At 60.7% G+C, this 15,565-nt stretch carries 8 protein-coding genes; all 8 read right to left on the bottom strand.

Features of this window, described 5'->3' with window-relative positions; genetic code table 11:
• Nucleotides 1-39 precede the first annotated feature (39 nt).
• On the bottom strand, nucleotides 40-498 hold the full coding sequence (locus IYX23_RS09110) for a MucR family transcriptional regulator (RefSeq protein WP_196393155.1): 459 nt from the start codon (nucleotides 496-498) through the stop codon (nucleotides 40-42).
• Nucleotides 499-1,100: 602 nt separating this feature from the next.
• Complete coding sequence (locus IYX23_RS09105; protein WP_196393154.1) at nucleotides 1,101-2,213, bottom strand: transporter substrate-binding domain-containing protein; 1,113 nt, start codon at nucleotides 2,211-2,213, stop codon at nucleotides 1,101-1,103.
• Nucleotides 2,214-2,404: 191 nt separating this feature from the next.
• The gene (dhbA, locus tag IYX23_RS09100) at nucleotides 2,405-3,151 is read right to left on the bottom strand and encodes a 2,3-dihydro-2,3-dihydroxybenzoate dehydrogenase (RefSeq protein WP_196393153.1); all 747 of its coding nucleotides are present in this window, start codon (nucleotides 3,149-3,151) and stop codon (nucleotides 2,405-2,407) included.
• Between the two features lie 17 nt (nucleotides 3,152-3,168).
• Complete coding sequence (locus IYX23_RS09095) at nucleotides 3,169-4,056, bottom strand: isochorismatase family protein (RefSeq protein WP_196393152.1); 888 nt, start codon at nucleotides 4,054-4,056, stop codon at nucleotides 3,169-3,171.
• Nucleotides 4,057-4,075: 19 nt separating this feature from the next.
• Complete coding sequence (locus tag IYX23_RS09090) at nucleotides 4,076-5,698, bottom strand: (2,3-dihydroxybenzoyl)adenylate synthase (RefSeq protein ID WP_196393151.1); 1,623 nt, start codon at nucleotides 5,696-5,698, stop codon at nucleotides 4,076-4,078.
• Nucleotides 5,689-6,879, bottom strand: a complete 1,191-nt coding sequence (locus IYX23_RS09085; RefSeq protein ID WP_196393150.1) for an isochorismate synthase MenF — start codon at nucleotides 6,877-6,879, stop codon at nucleotides 5,689-5,691. Before IYX23_RS09085 ends, IYX23_RS09090 begins: the two co-directional genes overlap by 10 nt.
• 68 nt (nucleotides 6,880-6,947) lie before the next feature.
• Nucleotides 6,948-8,351, bottom strand: a complete 1,404-nt coding sequence (entS, locus tag IYX23_RS09080; protein WP_196393149.1) for an enterobactin transporter EntS — start codon at nucleotides 8,349-8,351, stop codon at nucleotides 6,948-6,950.
• A gap of 2 nt (nucleotides 8,352-8,353) precedes the next feature.
• Complete coding sequence (locus tag IYX23_RS09075; protein WP_196393148.1) at nucleotides 8,354-15,553, bottom strand: non-ribosomal peptide synthetase; 7,200 nt, start codon at nucleotides 15,551-15,553, stop codon at nucleotides 8,354-8,356.
• Between the last annotated feature and the right edge of the window lie 12 nt (nucleotides 15,554-15,565).

The following is a 15,565-nucleotide window of genomic DNA, read 5'->3' as shown; positions in this document are numbered from 1 at the left end:
TTGGGACTGGGAATGGCAAGCATTGCCTCCCGCTCCCTGTTAAGCGCTCGCCTTCGGCTTGCGCCCGCGCTTCGCCGGGGCAGCCTTGTCGCGCGATTGACCGAGCCCCATGCTCTTCGCCAGGTCCGAGCGCCGCGCCGCATAGTTCGCCGCGACCATGGGATAGTCTGCGGGCAAGCCCCACTTGGCGCGATACGCCTCAGGCGTCATCCCCAGCGTCGCGAGATGCCGCTTGAGCGATTTGAACCGCTTCCCGTCGTCCAGACAGATCAGATGGTCCGCAGTAATCGACTTGCGGATGGAGACTGCGGGCGTGGGTTGCTCGGCTGGCGAAGCCGGCGTCGCCGGCGCGCCCGTCGCGAGGCGGCGCAACGTCGCATCCACGGACAAGATCAGAGCGGGAAGCTCCGAAACGGGGAGCGAATTGCGCGAGACGAAGGCCGCCACGATTTCGGCGGCGAGCTCGGTCGTATTCGGCTGATCTGTATTTGATGTCACGGACAATCCTCGAAGCGGTCGTACCCGCCATCGATACGCGGACATTGGTTCCGCGTCGATAGGCGCCCTGCTACTTGCGCCGCAAATACCGCGGCGCCAAACTCTGGGCGACCAGGGTTTATCTGATCGTCACGGCCCAAGGCCCACTCCTAAAAACCCAAGACTAAGGGCGCAGCAGCCTGTGCCCTCCTTTAATTCACTCTTGAGAGCCCGTCTGAAGATCGCCGCCAGGTCTCAAGAGGGTCACCCGAGGAGCTAAGCCCTCGGGGTGCTGTATTGGCTAAAGAGAGATCACTTACCGGCGATAGCGCGATCCAGTAGCCTGCCCGCCAGCCCGGCAACCGCCATAGGGGCCACGGTGTCCGTAAACGCCACATCCCCCATAAACCTTCTCGATCGGAGCCTGAACCGCAGCATTTACCAAGGCTGCCGGCATGGCGTTCAATGCTGTAGGCGCCAAAGCAAAAGCAAAACCAAGACCAAGACCAAGACCAAGTGTAGCCGCAGTCACCAAAATCCGAAACTGTGCCATAAGTTCTCCTGTAGTTATGGGCGACACGCTATCTCTTAATTCGCAATTGCGCCACGCGTTTCGCGCGCTCTCAGCCGCCGAGATACTTTTTTCGCAAACGGTCGATCAGGCCGGTTTCCCAGGCGAGCATCACCTGTTTTGACAGCTTCAGACGGATTGGGCTCCCAGACTTCAGAGCGAACCCATATTTTTCGTGTCTTACGACCTTGCCTACGGCGATCACGGGTAAATCAGGGTGCTGATGTAGGTGATAAACGAGGGAAGGCTGGTCGGCTACAATCGCATCCACGCGATTTTCCGCGAGCGCCTTGACGAGAGTGCCGAGGGTGCTGAATCCCCGTCCGGACAGTCCCGCCTTCGCGACATACATGTTCGCGACGCTCCCGCTGAGCGTGCCAACAATCTTGCCTTTAAGATCCGTTAAATCCTCGATCCTGTCTTTGTCCGCGACCCATATCCGCCGTTCCAGAGAGTTCACAGTCATGACGCTGGTGATCGAAGACGTTATGTAAGCCACAACGCCCGCGCCCATGACGAGCCAGATGCCAGCGATCATCGTCCCGTAACTTCCGAACACCAGCTTGTGATTTGTTTTCCCAGACGTCAAAACCGAGAGGACGTGATAAAAACTCTCGGAAAAGCCCTGTTTCCACTCCGCTGGAAACTCGGGGTCCAGGCGCCTATCCAGCGCCGTAAGGAGAAAAGAAGCGACGATCACGCCAAGCCCCATCCAAAGATACACTCTAAGATGGCCATTCTCCTCAAGCTGCTCGAAAAAACTCCAGAAACCAGCCGGGGGCGCTTGATGAATCATCATCTGCAAGCCCGCATCGAACCAGGGCTGGGAAAAATCCATTCGCTCCATCCGCTCGGCGTTTATCGTCAACTCGGTGACCGCAACGTCGGATTTTCCCGTGGTTACTGAATCGAGAAGCTCTTGGAGGGTTGATGCTTCCCGATATTCGTAATCCAAGCCCATGCGCTTGGCGCTCTCCTCCCACAGGTCGATCGCAAATCCAGTAAATCCTTGGTCAGTCTTCATGACGAACGGAGGGCTTTCCAACACCACGACCTGCATCTTTTTCGCCGAAGGGAAGCTGGTTTCCGGGCATGCGGGCGTTGACGCAACAATGGCCAAGCAGGCTAAGGTCGCGGACAGTAATAGGCTGATTTTGATCATCATTCAGGCCGGGGCGGGCTCTCTGAAGCTTCAGTGTCGCAATCGCGCTTGGTGATCTATAACGTGTCGAAGCGGTCTCGCCAAAGACCGACGCTCGAGCGCAGATGTCGGCTATGCGAGCCCTGCCGCGGCCGCGGGGCGGGGCACGACGGCGGGGGGACACCTGGCAGGCATGTAGGCGCGCCGATCAGCCTTTAAGCTGCAAGCGTCGCGCCGCCGTCCACGACAAGGTCCTGAAGCGTGATGTGGCTGGCGAGATCCGACGCAAGAAACACGATGGCGCTTGCGATCTCCTCCGGAGCGGCGATCTTTCCCAGCGGAATTCCCAGTTTGAACGATTCGAGGTCTCCGGCGATCACTTGCTTCTCTGCGTCTGCCGAACGCCACATGGACCGCTGCATGGCGGTGTCCGTGGAGCCTGGGGAAACGAGATTGCACCTCACGCCGTAAGGCGCGAGCTCCAAGCCCACGCAGTGCGTCAGACTGGTCAGCGCCGCCTTCGAGGCGCAATAGGCGCTCATCAGCATGCGCGGCGTATGCGCGGCGTTGGAGCCGACGCTGACGATGGCGCCCGAGCGTTGCCGTTTGAACTGCGGGATGGTCTGCTGAAACAGGTGGAAGGGGCCGGACGCGTTGACGTTCATACACGCGGCCCAGTCATCCAGGCTCAGCTCTTCCGTCAAACCAAGACGCAGCACGCCCGCGGTGCTGACCAGCACATCCAATCTCGGACGCTCTTTCAGCAAGGCTCGGCAGGTCTCTTGTACCTGATCGCGCGCGCTGACGTCGAGGCGCATTGTCGCGAAAGGATAGCTCGAGGCCGGGAACGTCTTGTCCAGCCCGACAACGTCGCCGCCGAGCGCGGCGAATTGGGCGGCCGTCGCATAGCCAATTCCCTGGCCGGCGCCCGTGACCCAGATCCGCTTTCCTGAAAAATCCATTCGCAACCGCCGAGACGTCACGCGGAGACGACCGCGGCGAGCCGGCGATCGATGATGTCCCACCAGCCATTCAAGGTCGGCTTTTTCGCCAACTCGTCAAAACCCACATCGATGCCGAGCTTGCGCCATTCGGTGACCAGCATCATGACTCGCACCGAATCGAGGCCGTAATCGATAAGGTTTTCGTCGGGGTCGAATTCTGATTCCTCGACATCGAGCGCCGACAAGAGCTGTTTCTTGAGGACTTCTCTGGTCAGCGGCGCAGAATGTGTGTTTCGCGCGGCGAGCACGTCGTCGACGCCGACCACCATGCCGCAGCGTCCCGCGACATAGTTCAGGGTCATGAGATGATCTTCGAGCGAAAAATCGCCGATGGCGTCGGCGATCATGAAAGGCTTGATGTCATGCATGAACGCGTCGAGCGCCGTCGTCAGACAACCGATGTGGCCGTAGACGCCGCAGATCGCCAGTTGATCTCTGCCCATCTCCTTCATCATCTCGGCCAATCGCGAGCGCTTGAACGCGCTGTAACGCCACTTCGTCAGCACTGTCTCCCCGGCGTCCGGCAATAAAGGCTCAACAATTTTGCGTCTGTGCGGTTGGGCGTTCAGACCAGATCCCCACATATCATTCAGCAAGCCCCGATCTTCATCGCTCTGTTCAATGGGCTGGGCCGTATAGATCACCGGGGCGCCGTGGGCCCTGAAAAAGGCGCGCAGCCTTCGAATATTTGAGATGAGCTGATCGACGAGCGGACTTTCCTCGCCGTAGAAGCCGACGAAATAGTCTTGCATGTCGTGGATCAGCAGCGCCGCGCGCTCGGGCGCAAAACTCCAATTGACCTTGTTTATTCGAAAGGAGTCCGGGCCCGGCATTGCGTAGGATGCAAGGGATTGTATGGCCATGGTCAATTCCTGTCTGCGTTTAGACGTTGAGCTTTGCCTGGATGTCGTCGCGCAGCGTTTGCTTGTCGACCTTACCGAAGGCGGTAAGCGGCATCTGATCGATGAATTCAAAACGATCGGGGAGCTTGAATTCCGCAACTCCCTGGCTGCGCAGATGCTTGCGCAAAGCGATCGGCCTTAACGCGGCGTCGCTCGCGACAATGTAAGCGCAACTTTTCTCCCCCATAACAGCGTCAGGCATGGAAATAAGAGCCGCGTGGACCACAGCATCGTGCTGAAGCAGCACATTCTCGATCTCTTCAGCGGGAATCTTCTCGCCGCCGCGGTTGATCTGATCCTTCTTGCGGCCCACCACTTTCACATCGCCGTCCGCTGTCATCACGACGAGATCGCCTGTGCGATAGAAACCGTCTTCATCGAATGCGCGGGCGTTGTATTCGGGACAGCGATAGTACCCCCGGATCGTGTAGGGACCGCGAGTCAGCAGCTCTCCGACTTCGCCCGCGGCGACCTCTTCGCCATCCGGATCGACGACTTTCAGCTCATCATCGGGACTCATCGGCCGGCCTTGAGTCGTGAAAATGCGCTCGGTCGCATCATCGAGACGCGTGTAGTTGACGAGCCCCTCCGCCATGCCGAAAACCTGCTGGAGCCGACAGCCGAAGACGGCGACAATTCGGTGGGCGACCGTCTCGCTCAGTCGCGCGCCGCCGACTTGCACCACGCTCAAGGTCGGCGCTTTCAGAGAGGCGTCAACAGTCGCGTCGAGCCATAGCGAAGCAACCGTCGGCACAATCGCTGTGATATTGACCTCGTGACGGCGCATGAGATCAAAGCAGAGGTCCGCGCTCGGATTTCGCGCCATCACCACTGTTCCGCCGACGTGAAAAACGCCAAGCGCGCCGGGCGAACTGAGCGGATAATTATGCGGCGCGGGTAGCGCGCACAGGTAGCGGCTCTCAGCCGTCAGACCGCAGATTTCCGCGCTCCGCCGCACGCTGTAGTAATAATCGTCATGGGTGCGCGGAATGAGCTTTGGAATGCCGGTGCTGCCTCCCGACAATTGGAAAAACGCCACCTGATCGGCCGCGGAAGGGCGCGGTTTGTCCTCCGCGCCGTCTGAGTCACCTTGCCACAGCGCCTCAAGATTTTCCGCATATTCAGTTCGTCCGTGGATGGCCACGACGCTTAACGTCGGCGCGAAGCTGCGCAAGCCTGTGACATAGACTCTGTCCGCGAAGAGATGATGTTCGGCGGACGCGATGAGAAGCTTGGGCTGGAACTGCTGCGCATAGGCGGTCATCTCCAGCCTGTCGTGGCTGAACAGCGCGTTGACCGGCGCCACTCCCATTTTGAGCAGCGCAAAAAAGACGATGTAAAACTCGGCGACGTTGGGAAGTTGAACGAGCGCCGTATCGCCCTGCTCTATTCCGCGCCGCATGAGGCTAGACGCAAGTCGCGAGGACTTAGCGTCGAGCTCCGCGTAAGTAAACGAGCGATCGCCGCAAATCAGCGCGATGCTGTCGGGACGATGCCGGCATGCATATCGCAAAATTTCGGTCAGCGGCTCGCCGCGCCAATAGCCCTTGTCGCGGTATCTACGGGCGAAGGCGTCGGGCCAGAGCGTGAACTCTATCGGCATGCGGGGCGCTCCCCCGTTTCTATTCCGAAAGCGCGCAGCATCGTGCCTAACTTGGCTTCAGTTTCCGCCCATTCGGATTCCGGATCAGAAGCTTCGACGATGCCGGCGCCGGCAAAGAGTCGGATGGCTTTGTCGTGAACCGTTCCGCACCTTATCGCCACCGCCCATTCGCCATTGCCCTCTGAATCGCACCATCCGACGGCGCCGCTGAAAACGCCGCGGTCGAATGGCTCCAGAGCGCCAATCAACGACCGCGACTCAGCGGTTGGATAGCCGCAGACCGCTGGCGTCGGATGCAGCCGGCAGGCAAGTTGAAGCGCCGACGTGTGGTGGTTCGCCAGCTCGCCGGTGATCAATGTCGAGAGATGCCACATCGTCGACGTGTTCATGAGCGCTGGCTCAGTGGGCGTCGTTAGAGCTTTGCATACGGGCTCCAGCGCTTCCTGTATTTCATCCACAACAAGCCTGTGCTCGAAATTGTCCTTGTTCGACTGCAACAGCGTGCGGCTCGCCCGCCGATCCTCTTCCGGGTCCGATCTGCGTTTGGCCGAACCGGCCAAGGGATTAGAGCGAATGGCGGCGCCGTCCTTTCGGATCAGGAGCTCTGGACTTGCGCCAAGCAATATCGCGCCATCGCTCAAAGGCGCCTTGAAATGATAGCCGCTGGGATTTTGCTTCACCAAAGCGTTCAAGATCGCTGCAACGTCCACCGGTTGCGCGAGTTCGATTTCGAGGATGCGGGATAGAACCGCTTTCGACATTTTACCGGCGCGAAAGCTTGCGATCGCGCGCGTGACGGCGTCTTTGAATGCGTCCTTGTCCGGGAGGCTACGCATGCCGAGCACCGTCGGCGCCCGCTTCGAGCGTCGCTCCTCGACCATCAGCGACTCTCTTGCGAAATCCGTATAACTCGTTGGCACGAACAGTGAGCAGGGCTGCCGTATGTCGAAAGGAATGGCGCCCGCGACGATGGGATTCGCCTGCCCGGACTGCCGCGCCCGATTGATTGCGCCCCGCACGGCCGTCTGCAGGAAACTATCCGAATGCGCCGCGCCGCACGCCGAAAGACAAATTCTCTCGGCGACGCCGAATGCTTTGATGCTTCGATGCGGCGACGTGAACACAAAGCTGGGATTGGCTTCAATGGTCAAAACTGAAGGAGCAAGATTAATCGCATTCATGTCGTACCTCTCTTGCTATCGATTTCATTCTTCATCAAAAAGCGTCGCCTACATGCACGGCGTGCACTTCAAGCTTTCTCGGTCTTCGTGAGTTGAGGCTGCGGCCGTTCGCTCTTTTCGGCGCTCGTCGAAGGCAAATCCTCGCTCCTCTTTGACGAGGCGAAACGAAGTGAACGAAATCCGATCGCCATCGCCCCGCTTGAAAGAAGCGCGACAAGGCTGAAAATGAGAATGGCTGACGTCAGCGGAAAAACGCGAGTCAGGCCTCCAAGCGCAAGCGCGCCAAATGCATCGCCGGTGACCGCCTGGGAGGCCCATAGACCATTGACCCGGCCCAACAAATGTTCCGGCGTGTGGCGTTGGACAAGAGTGAACTGCAGAAGCGAGGCGATCGAGCTCAAATAGCCAAAGCCCGCGAGCGCCATAAAGGCGACGACTGGATCGCTGACAAATCCGAGCGACCCGAGCGCGACGAAAGCCGCCGCGCCGCTTGCGAGCAGCAGCGCTCCGGAACGAGCAAAGCCGCCGAGCCAGCCGCCCGTTAAGGCCGCGACCGTCGCGCCAAGCGGCGCAGCGGCATACATCATCCCCACCGCCGACGGCCCGACGCGGTACACGTCCTCGGCAAGGGCGGGCAAGAGAATGCGAACGCCGCCGCCGAGACTAACAAGCGCGCCCACTGCGACGACGGCGCCGACGAGCCTGTTAACGAAAAGATAGCCTACGCCCGCACCAAGCGCGCGCAGGGGGTGCTGCGGTTCGCGTCTGGCGGGAGGCATCGGCGGAAGCCGCATGAGCTGAGCGACGGTCAGCAGCGCGCCGATCGCGGCTGCGAGGTAATTCCAGCCGACGCCGAAAGACGCGATCACCATGCCGCCGATCGCCGGAGAGAGGATTCCGCCCATGCGAACCGTCAGCATGTTGAACTGGCCGGCAGCGCCAAGATTTTCGCGGCCGACGAGAAAAGGCGTTGCGGCGAGCAGCGCAGTAACGCCAAGCGCGCTGAAAAATCCGTCCCACAACGCCAACGCATAAATCGCCAGCACTGAAGGCGACGCGCTGAAGCCATTGATGGCGAGCGCCGCGAAGCCGAGGCCGCAAACAGATCGCGCAAAGAGGATGAGCTTGCGTCTATCCCACCGGTCCGCAAGCACCCCGCCCGCCAACAGCCCGGCGAAGGCGCCGCCGCCGCCGAGCGCCATGGAAATTCCGACTTGCATGGGCGAGCCGGTCAATTCCTGGATTTGAACTGGGACCGCCACTGTCAGCATGCCCAGCGAAAACACCGAAAGGGTTCGCGCAATGACGACGGTGCGAAATGCTGCATTGTCGCGCAGCAGGCTGAGGTCCAACAGCAGAGTTGATTTGTTCTTGACGACGACGCACGCCGGATCAGGAGATGAACCCGACGACACGGCATCGCCTTCGTTACGCGTCTCTTGCGACGCTTCTGGGGAGAGCTGAGTGTCCATCCCTAGCTCCTCGCCTCTCTGTCGCGCAGCAAGCCATTGAGGATTGGGCCCAAAGCCTGCAAGGAGCGCGGAGAGACAATGTCCGTGTGGGCGCAGTCCAGGTCGACGACGTTGAGCTGGCCCACATAGGGACGCCAGGTCTCCTGGACGTCCATTCCCGGCGGCAAGGTCCGCCTCGCTACGAATAGCGTTGCCGCTCCGGGATAGCGCGCCGTCCTCGCAGTGGAGAGTAGACGCACTGAATCTTCGTAATTCCGCATGATATTGTTGAACATCTCGGCCTTCTCCTTCGCCAGGGCCGAGTCGAGAGCGTCTTTGGAGGCGTTCATGAACAGCGCGCGCTCCTTCTCGATCTCGTTCTCTTCGTCTTCCGTCGGCGGTCTGCTCCAGTCCTGGATTTCTGGCGGATAGGTGTCGAGCAGTCCGAGAAAGTCGATTACGTCGCCTTCTTCGACGAGTCGCACAGCGATCGCCTGCGCCACTACGCCGCCGAGCGAATAGCCGAGCAGCCGGTAAGGTCCACGAGGCTGAATATTGCGGATCGTTTCGAGATGTCTCTTGCAGACCTCATCCATCGTATCGCAGACGGCGATGACTCCGTTCGGCCGCGGCGACTGGAGTCCGATCACGGGACAGTCGCTTTGGAGATAGCGGGTGAGGACGCTGAACTGCCACGAAAAGCCGGAAGCTGGATGAATGCAGATCAGCGGCGCATCGGCGCCCGAGCGCAGATGCAGCACTTCGCCGAAGCCCGCCTTGCGCTCTTCGCCCGCCTGTTCGTCGAAAAGCGCGCGCGCAAGCCGCTCAACGCTCGAATTGACGATGACTTCGCCGACGGAGACAGGCGTCTTGAATTCAGTCTCCAACGCCGCGGCAAGTTGCATGGCGAGCAAGGAATGTCCGCCGAGCGCGAAGAAGTCATCGTCGGCGTTGACCTCGTCGATCCCAAGAACACGCGCGAATATTTCTGAAAGAGTCGTTTCAATTCCCGGAAGCGGCTTGCGGCCTTGGCGTTGAAGCCCATTTCCCGGCGCCGGCAACGCCTTTCTGTCAAGTTTGCCGCTGGCGTTCAGCGGGAATTCCTTGAGGCAGATGACCGAAGTCGGAGTCATATGGCCTGGGAGACGACGCAAAAGCGCGCTGCGCAACGCCTCGCCATCGAGTTCCGCATCCTTTGATGGAACGACATAGCCGATCAACTGACGCTCATCGGCGCCGCCGCCGACTCGTTCGCCCGTCGCTCTTGCTATAACTACGGCCTGCGCGACGCCGGGCTGCTCCAGCAGCACGCTTTCGATTTCGCCGAGTTCGATCCGCTGACCGCGGATCTTGATCTGGTCGTCGCCTCGACCAAGATATTCGACGGTTCCGTTCGCGAGCCAGCGGACGATATCGCCTGTGCGATACATTCTCTCGCCGTCCGCAAAAGGATCGGCGACGAAGCGACTGGCCGTGAGCGACGGGCGGCCGAGGTAACCATCGGCAAGTTGCACGCCAGAAAGATAAAGTTCGCCAGCGACTCCGACCGGTGTCGGCCGCAGCCAGCCATCGAGAACCCGCAGGGCTGTGTTCCACACAGGTCTCCCGATGGGAACGCTGGCCGCCTCAGCAGCGTCCTCTGCGCCGACCCCGCAGGCCTGTTGATAGGTGACGTCGACCGCCGCCTCTGTCGGACCGTAGAGATTATGTAGCGGCGCGCTGAACAGTGTCTGGTATGACCGCACCAATTCCCTTGACAGTGCTTCGCCGCTGCAGAAGACGAGACGCAGACTGCTAGAGTCCGCCGCATGGCCGGATTCAGATTTTGCCGTCGCGACGAAGGTCGCGAGCATTGACGGAACGAAATGGATCACGCTGACCCGGTGGTCCTGTATGAGCCGAAGTAGCTCACGTGGATCGCGATGCGCTTCGGGCGGCGCGACGACGAGACGCGCGCCCGTAATCAGCGGCCAAAAGAACTCCCATACCGAAACATCGAAGCTGCTTGGCGTCTTCTGCAAAATGACGTCGTGGGCGCTCAATCGGTACTCATGCTGCATCCAGCGCAAACGATTGACGATCGCCCTGTGAGAGACCGTCACGCCCTTGGGGCGGCCTGTCGAGCCGGAGGTATAGATGACATAGGCCGCATCGTCGGGGCTTGGGCGAATGACGCTCTTTAAGCTTTCTTCGTTCGGACCATCCAGCAGCCGATCATAGACGAGCAATGCGCCCAATCGCTCGAAGCGATCCTGCAGCTCAGACGTGGTGACGATGAGGAGAGGTCGGGCGTCTTGCACCATGTACGCAAAACGTTCTTCCGGATAGCTGGTGTCGAGCGGCAGATAGGCGGCGCCTGCTTCTTGTGCGGCCATCAGCGCGATGACGAGTCGGACAGAACGCGGCAGCGCAATCGCGACGATGTCGCCGGCCGTGACGCCGGTGGCCGCGAAGTTGCGCGCGAGCGCCGCCACTTGCCGCCGAACCTCGCGATAGGACAGCGCATGATCGACGTCGACCAGCGCTATAGCCTCCGGCGTGCACTGCGCCTGGTCCGCGAGCAGCTCACATAGAGTGCTCGGATAATTCTCCACCTTCGTCGCGTTGACGCGCGCGAGCAGATCTCGCTCTTCGGTGAGCAAAACGTCCATCGCAGAGAGCGGCGCATCGGGTCGGTCGACGATCTGTTCCAGCAGTTTCGTCACACGGTGGGCAATGCGCTCCGGGTCCTTGACGCCTTCACGATATTCGAGCCGCAGCTCCAATTGTCGGCCCGGCAGAACCATCAGCGTCAAAGGATAATGCGTATAGCCGCGATTGCGCGCGCCGACGCATCGCAGACCGCCGAAGTCCGCCGCGAACAGATTCGCCTCTTCCGGATAATTCTCCACCACGAGCAATGTGTCGAACAGGTTCGCGACGCCGCACAGCCTTTGGATTTCGCCAAGCCCAACGCCGTCATGCTCAAGCAGCCGAATTTGTCGTTGCTGGACATTGGCAAGCTGCTCGAGCAGCGGCTCATCCGGGCGCAGCCGCAAGCGGACCGGCAGCGTGTTGGTGAAAAGTCCGATATGCGCTTCGACGCCTTCGATCGCCTCGGACCGGCCTGACATCGGCGACCCGAACACGACGTCGCTGCGACCCGTCACTATTGAAAGGAAAGCGCCCCAAACGCCTTGCATCAGCGTGTTGAGCGTCAGGCCACGGCTGCGGCGCAGCGCCTCAAGTTCTGCCAGGAGCCCGGGCTGAAGACGAAGCGGCAGCTCATGAATGGCGCCGAAGCGCTTCGTGTCTTCAAACAGCAATGTCGGCGCAACGCCCTGCAGCGCTTCTCGCCAGGCGAGACGCGCCGGGGCCGGGTCGAGGCTTGTGAAGCGACGCACGACCGTTGGATAATCGGGCGTGAGCGGCGGCAGCGCATGACCCGCATAGGCGCCGAGCAACTCTCGCAGCATGATTGTTGAAGACCAGCCATCGCCGATCAAATGATGCGAGCAGATGAGCAGAACATGCCTGTCGGCGGCAAGGCGCACCAGCGTCGCCTGCGCCATCATCCGCTCCTGCGCCTCGGCGCCAAGAAAGTCCTGGTCGAGTTCCGCCCGCTCGAGGCGATCGAGTTCGCCGACCTGCTGCTCTTCATCGCATGCGTCGAGATTGCAACGCTTCCATGGCCAGTGACGTAGACTGGAACCCTCATCGAGCAGCGGAAGGATTTGCAGCGCCGCGCCCTGTTGAACGTCGAAGATGGCGGCCAGCTGGGGGTGACGGCGGAGCAGCGTCTCCAGCGCATCCTTCAGTCTTTCGACATCAAGCGGACCTTCGACATCAAAGCGGGAAATTGCGTTGTAGCGGCTGGCTTGCTCGCCAAGCCGGGCATGGAACAGCAGTCCTTCTTGTAACGGCAATGCAGGCAATACGGCGGCGATCGGACCGAAACGCTCGCGCAAGGCTTCCAGCTCCGCCTCGCTGATTACGTTGGTCTCGAGAGCTTCGCCGGGATCGACGTCAGACTTCGACTCGAGCGCCTTCGCCATACGCGCGACGCTGCGGCACTCGAAGATGTCTCGCGGGCGCAACAAGGCGCCACGCCGACGCAGCGCCGCGCAAAGGCATATCGCGGAAATGCTGTCGCCGCCGAGAAAGAAGAAATCGTCATCGGCGCCGACGCGGTCCACGCGCAAGATGCCCCCGATAAGTTCGGCCAGCATCGCTTCGGGTCCAGGAAGCGGCTGACGACTTTGTGATTGAGCCGATTCGGACGGATCGGGCAAAACCTTCCGATCGAGCTTGCCGTTGGCGCTCAGTGGAAATTCTTTCAAAACCACGATCGCAACAGGCGTCATATAGGCAGGAAGGCGCTTGCTCAGCGCCGCGCGCAGCGCTTCGCCGTCGAGTTCGTCGCGGCGCGTCGCGGGCGTGACATAGCCGATCAATTGGCGCGCATCGGAGGCAAGCGCCGACGCATGCCCGCAGCCGAAAATGCGCGCGATAACCGCCGCCTGCCCGACGCCAGGCTGCTCGCGCAAAGCGCTTTCGATTTCGCTGAGCTCGATCCGCTGGCCGCGAATCTTCAGCTGATCGTCGCTACGACCAAGATAATCGACGGTTCCGTCAGGCAACCAGCGCGCGATGTCGCCGGTGCGATACATGCGTTCGCCATCGGCTTCCGGGTCGGCGATGAACCGGCTGGCGGTCAGCGAAGCGCGGCGCCAATAGCCTTGCGCAAGCTGCGTCCCCGTCAGATAGAGATCGCCGGCGACGCCGATCGGCGCAGGACGCAGACGCGCGTCCAATATGCGCAAGCCCGTGTTCCACAAAGGCCGCCCGATCGGCACGCCCGGTCCCCGCGCCGACGCGAGCGCCCGTCCAAATGCAGGTTGATAGGTCACCTCGACCGTCGCTTCGGTCGGTCCGTAAACATTATGCAGCGGGGCGTGAAACAGGTTTTCGAAAGCTTCAGCGAGTTCCTTCGACAAGGCCTCGCCAATGCAAAACACTGCGCGCAGGCTTGCTGCGTCGCGCGCGGCGTTCGCCGTCGTCCGAACGCCGGCGACAAAGGCGGCAAGCAGCGACGGGACGAAATTCATCGTCGTGACCCGATAGTCGCGGATGACCTGAAGCAGCGCTTCCGGATCACGGTCCACGTCTTCCGGCGCCATCACGAGACGCGCACCGCATGTCAGGGGCCAGAAGAATTCGCCGACCGAGACATCGAAGCTGCAGGGCGTCTTCTGCAACACAACGTCATCGGCAGTCAGTGAATATTCGTCTTGAAGCCAGTACAGGAGATTAACGACCGCGCCGTGAGAGACAACGACGCCCTTCGGCTTCCCGGTGCTGCCTGACGTGTAGATGATATAGGCCGGATGGTCGGGCGTGAGCGCCGCCTTGGGCACGAACGAATGTTCTTCGACGCCGGGTGCAAGCGCATCGAAGATCAGAACCGGTCCCATATTTTCGAACCGGCTTCGCAGAGTCTCGCTGGTGATGATCACGCGCGGCGCTGCGTCCTCGGCCATATAAGCCAGTCGCTCGTGGGGATAATTGATGTCGAGGGGCAGGTAGGCGGCGCCCGTCTCCAGCACCGCCATGATCGCAATACTTAAGTGAACAGTCCGGGGAAGCGCGATCGCGACATGGTCCTCGGCGACTACGCCCGCATCTGCAAGCATTTGCGCAAGTCGAGAGACCTGGCGCCGAACCTCTCGATAAGTCAACGTGTGGTCTGCATCAACGAGCGCTATAGCGTCCGGCGTCTTTGCCGCCTGGGCGGCGAGCATGTCGCATAATGTCAGCCGTGGAACATCTTTCGCTGTGTCGTTCGCCGCCGCGATCAGCGCGCGCTCGTCTTCGGTCAGGAGCGGAGCGGCGCCCATTGCGAGCTTGGGATCTTCCGCGAGGCGCTCCACGAGACAGGCGAGCCTGTTCGCGTGCAGTTCCAGATCCTGCTCGTCGTAGCGATCGCAATTCGCCACGAGATCAATCGTCAACCTGCCGTCGTCGACATAAAGATCGACTTCCACATCTTCGACCGGCCCCGACGCCAGCTGATGCGTCACGCCCGCGACGCCATCGAAATGGAGCCTATAGTCGAACATCTTGAGATTGAGCATCGGCCCGTAGAGAGAGCGATCCGAACCGACCAACCCAAGATCTCGCCGCAGCTGTTCGGCTTCGTAGCGTTGGCGTCGGCGCACCGCCTTCAATTCGCAGGCAAGCGCTGTCGCCGCCTCCGACAGCAACATCGATGGCGCCATGCTCAGCTGTACAGGAAGGACGTTGACGACAGGGCCTGCGGCGAAGAGCGCAATGGATCCCATGCGTCGCATGAAGGGCATGCCGACCGTCAATCGCGTCGCGCCGCTCATCCGATGCAGATACGCGAAAACGGCCGCCATCGCCATTTCGACGCCGGAGACGCGAATCGTGGCGCCGTGCGTCTCGAACGCCGTCACAACATCTGGCGGAAGAGAGATTCTCCGCCGCAGCGGCAAGGATACAGCCCCGGCCTGGGAACTCTTCGCGCTCGGCTGCGACAATGCGATCGGAGTGGGCAAATTTTTGGCGTGATCCAGCCAAAAACCTCGGTCTGCTTCCTGCGCTTTCGAGCCCTCGTAGGACTGATATTCTTCGACAACCTCGGCGAAGGAGGTGAAAGGCGAATCCCCTAGAGGCTTTCGGCGCCTTAGCGCCGTATAGATCTCAGCGATGCGCCGCGCGATGGCGGCAAAACTGAAACCGTCGACCATCAAATGGTGGTATCGCTGATACCAGAACCAACGCGCGCCGTTCGATGTTTCACCGAGACGAATCAGCGCGTGCCGATAGAGCAACGCGTCGCCATCCAGCGGCAGGTGCGCCGCCAGATCGGCGCGCATGAAGGCGAGCGCTGCAGCCTCCGGATCGTGTTCTTCGCTGACGTCAACGACATCCGGATCGGGCGACTCTCCAGCATTTCGGCGTTGAGGAATGATTTGCGCGAGCCGGCCCTCGGACTCAGTAAATCGGGCGTGAATTGTATCAGCCTCGGAAAGTCCGATGCGAATGGCGCGGCGTAGAGATTCAAGATCGACGTGGCCATTCAGCTCCACATATTGCGCAACGATGAAAGCGTTTCGAGTCGGTGCAATCTGATCGCCCATCCAGATGCCCGGCTGGGCGGCAATGAGCGGGAGTTCAAGCTCACTAGGCGCTGAAGGTCGCAAAGGCGGAGCAAGAAGCACTTGTGGTCCCTT

Origin of the sequence: Methylocystis sp. L43 (assembly GCF_015709525.1) — a bacterium.
In the GTDB taxonomy this organism is placed as follows: domain Bacteria; phylum Pseudomonadota; class Alphaproteobacteria; order Rhizobiales; family Beijerinckiaceae; genus Methylocystis.
This window is presented reverse-complemented; position numbering and strand designations above follow the sequence as displayed.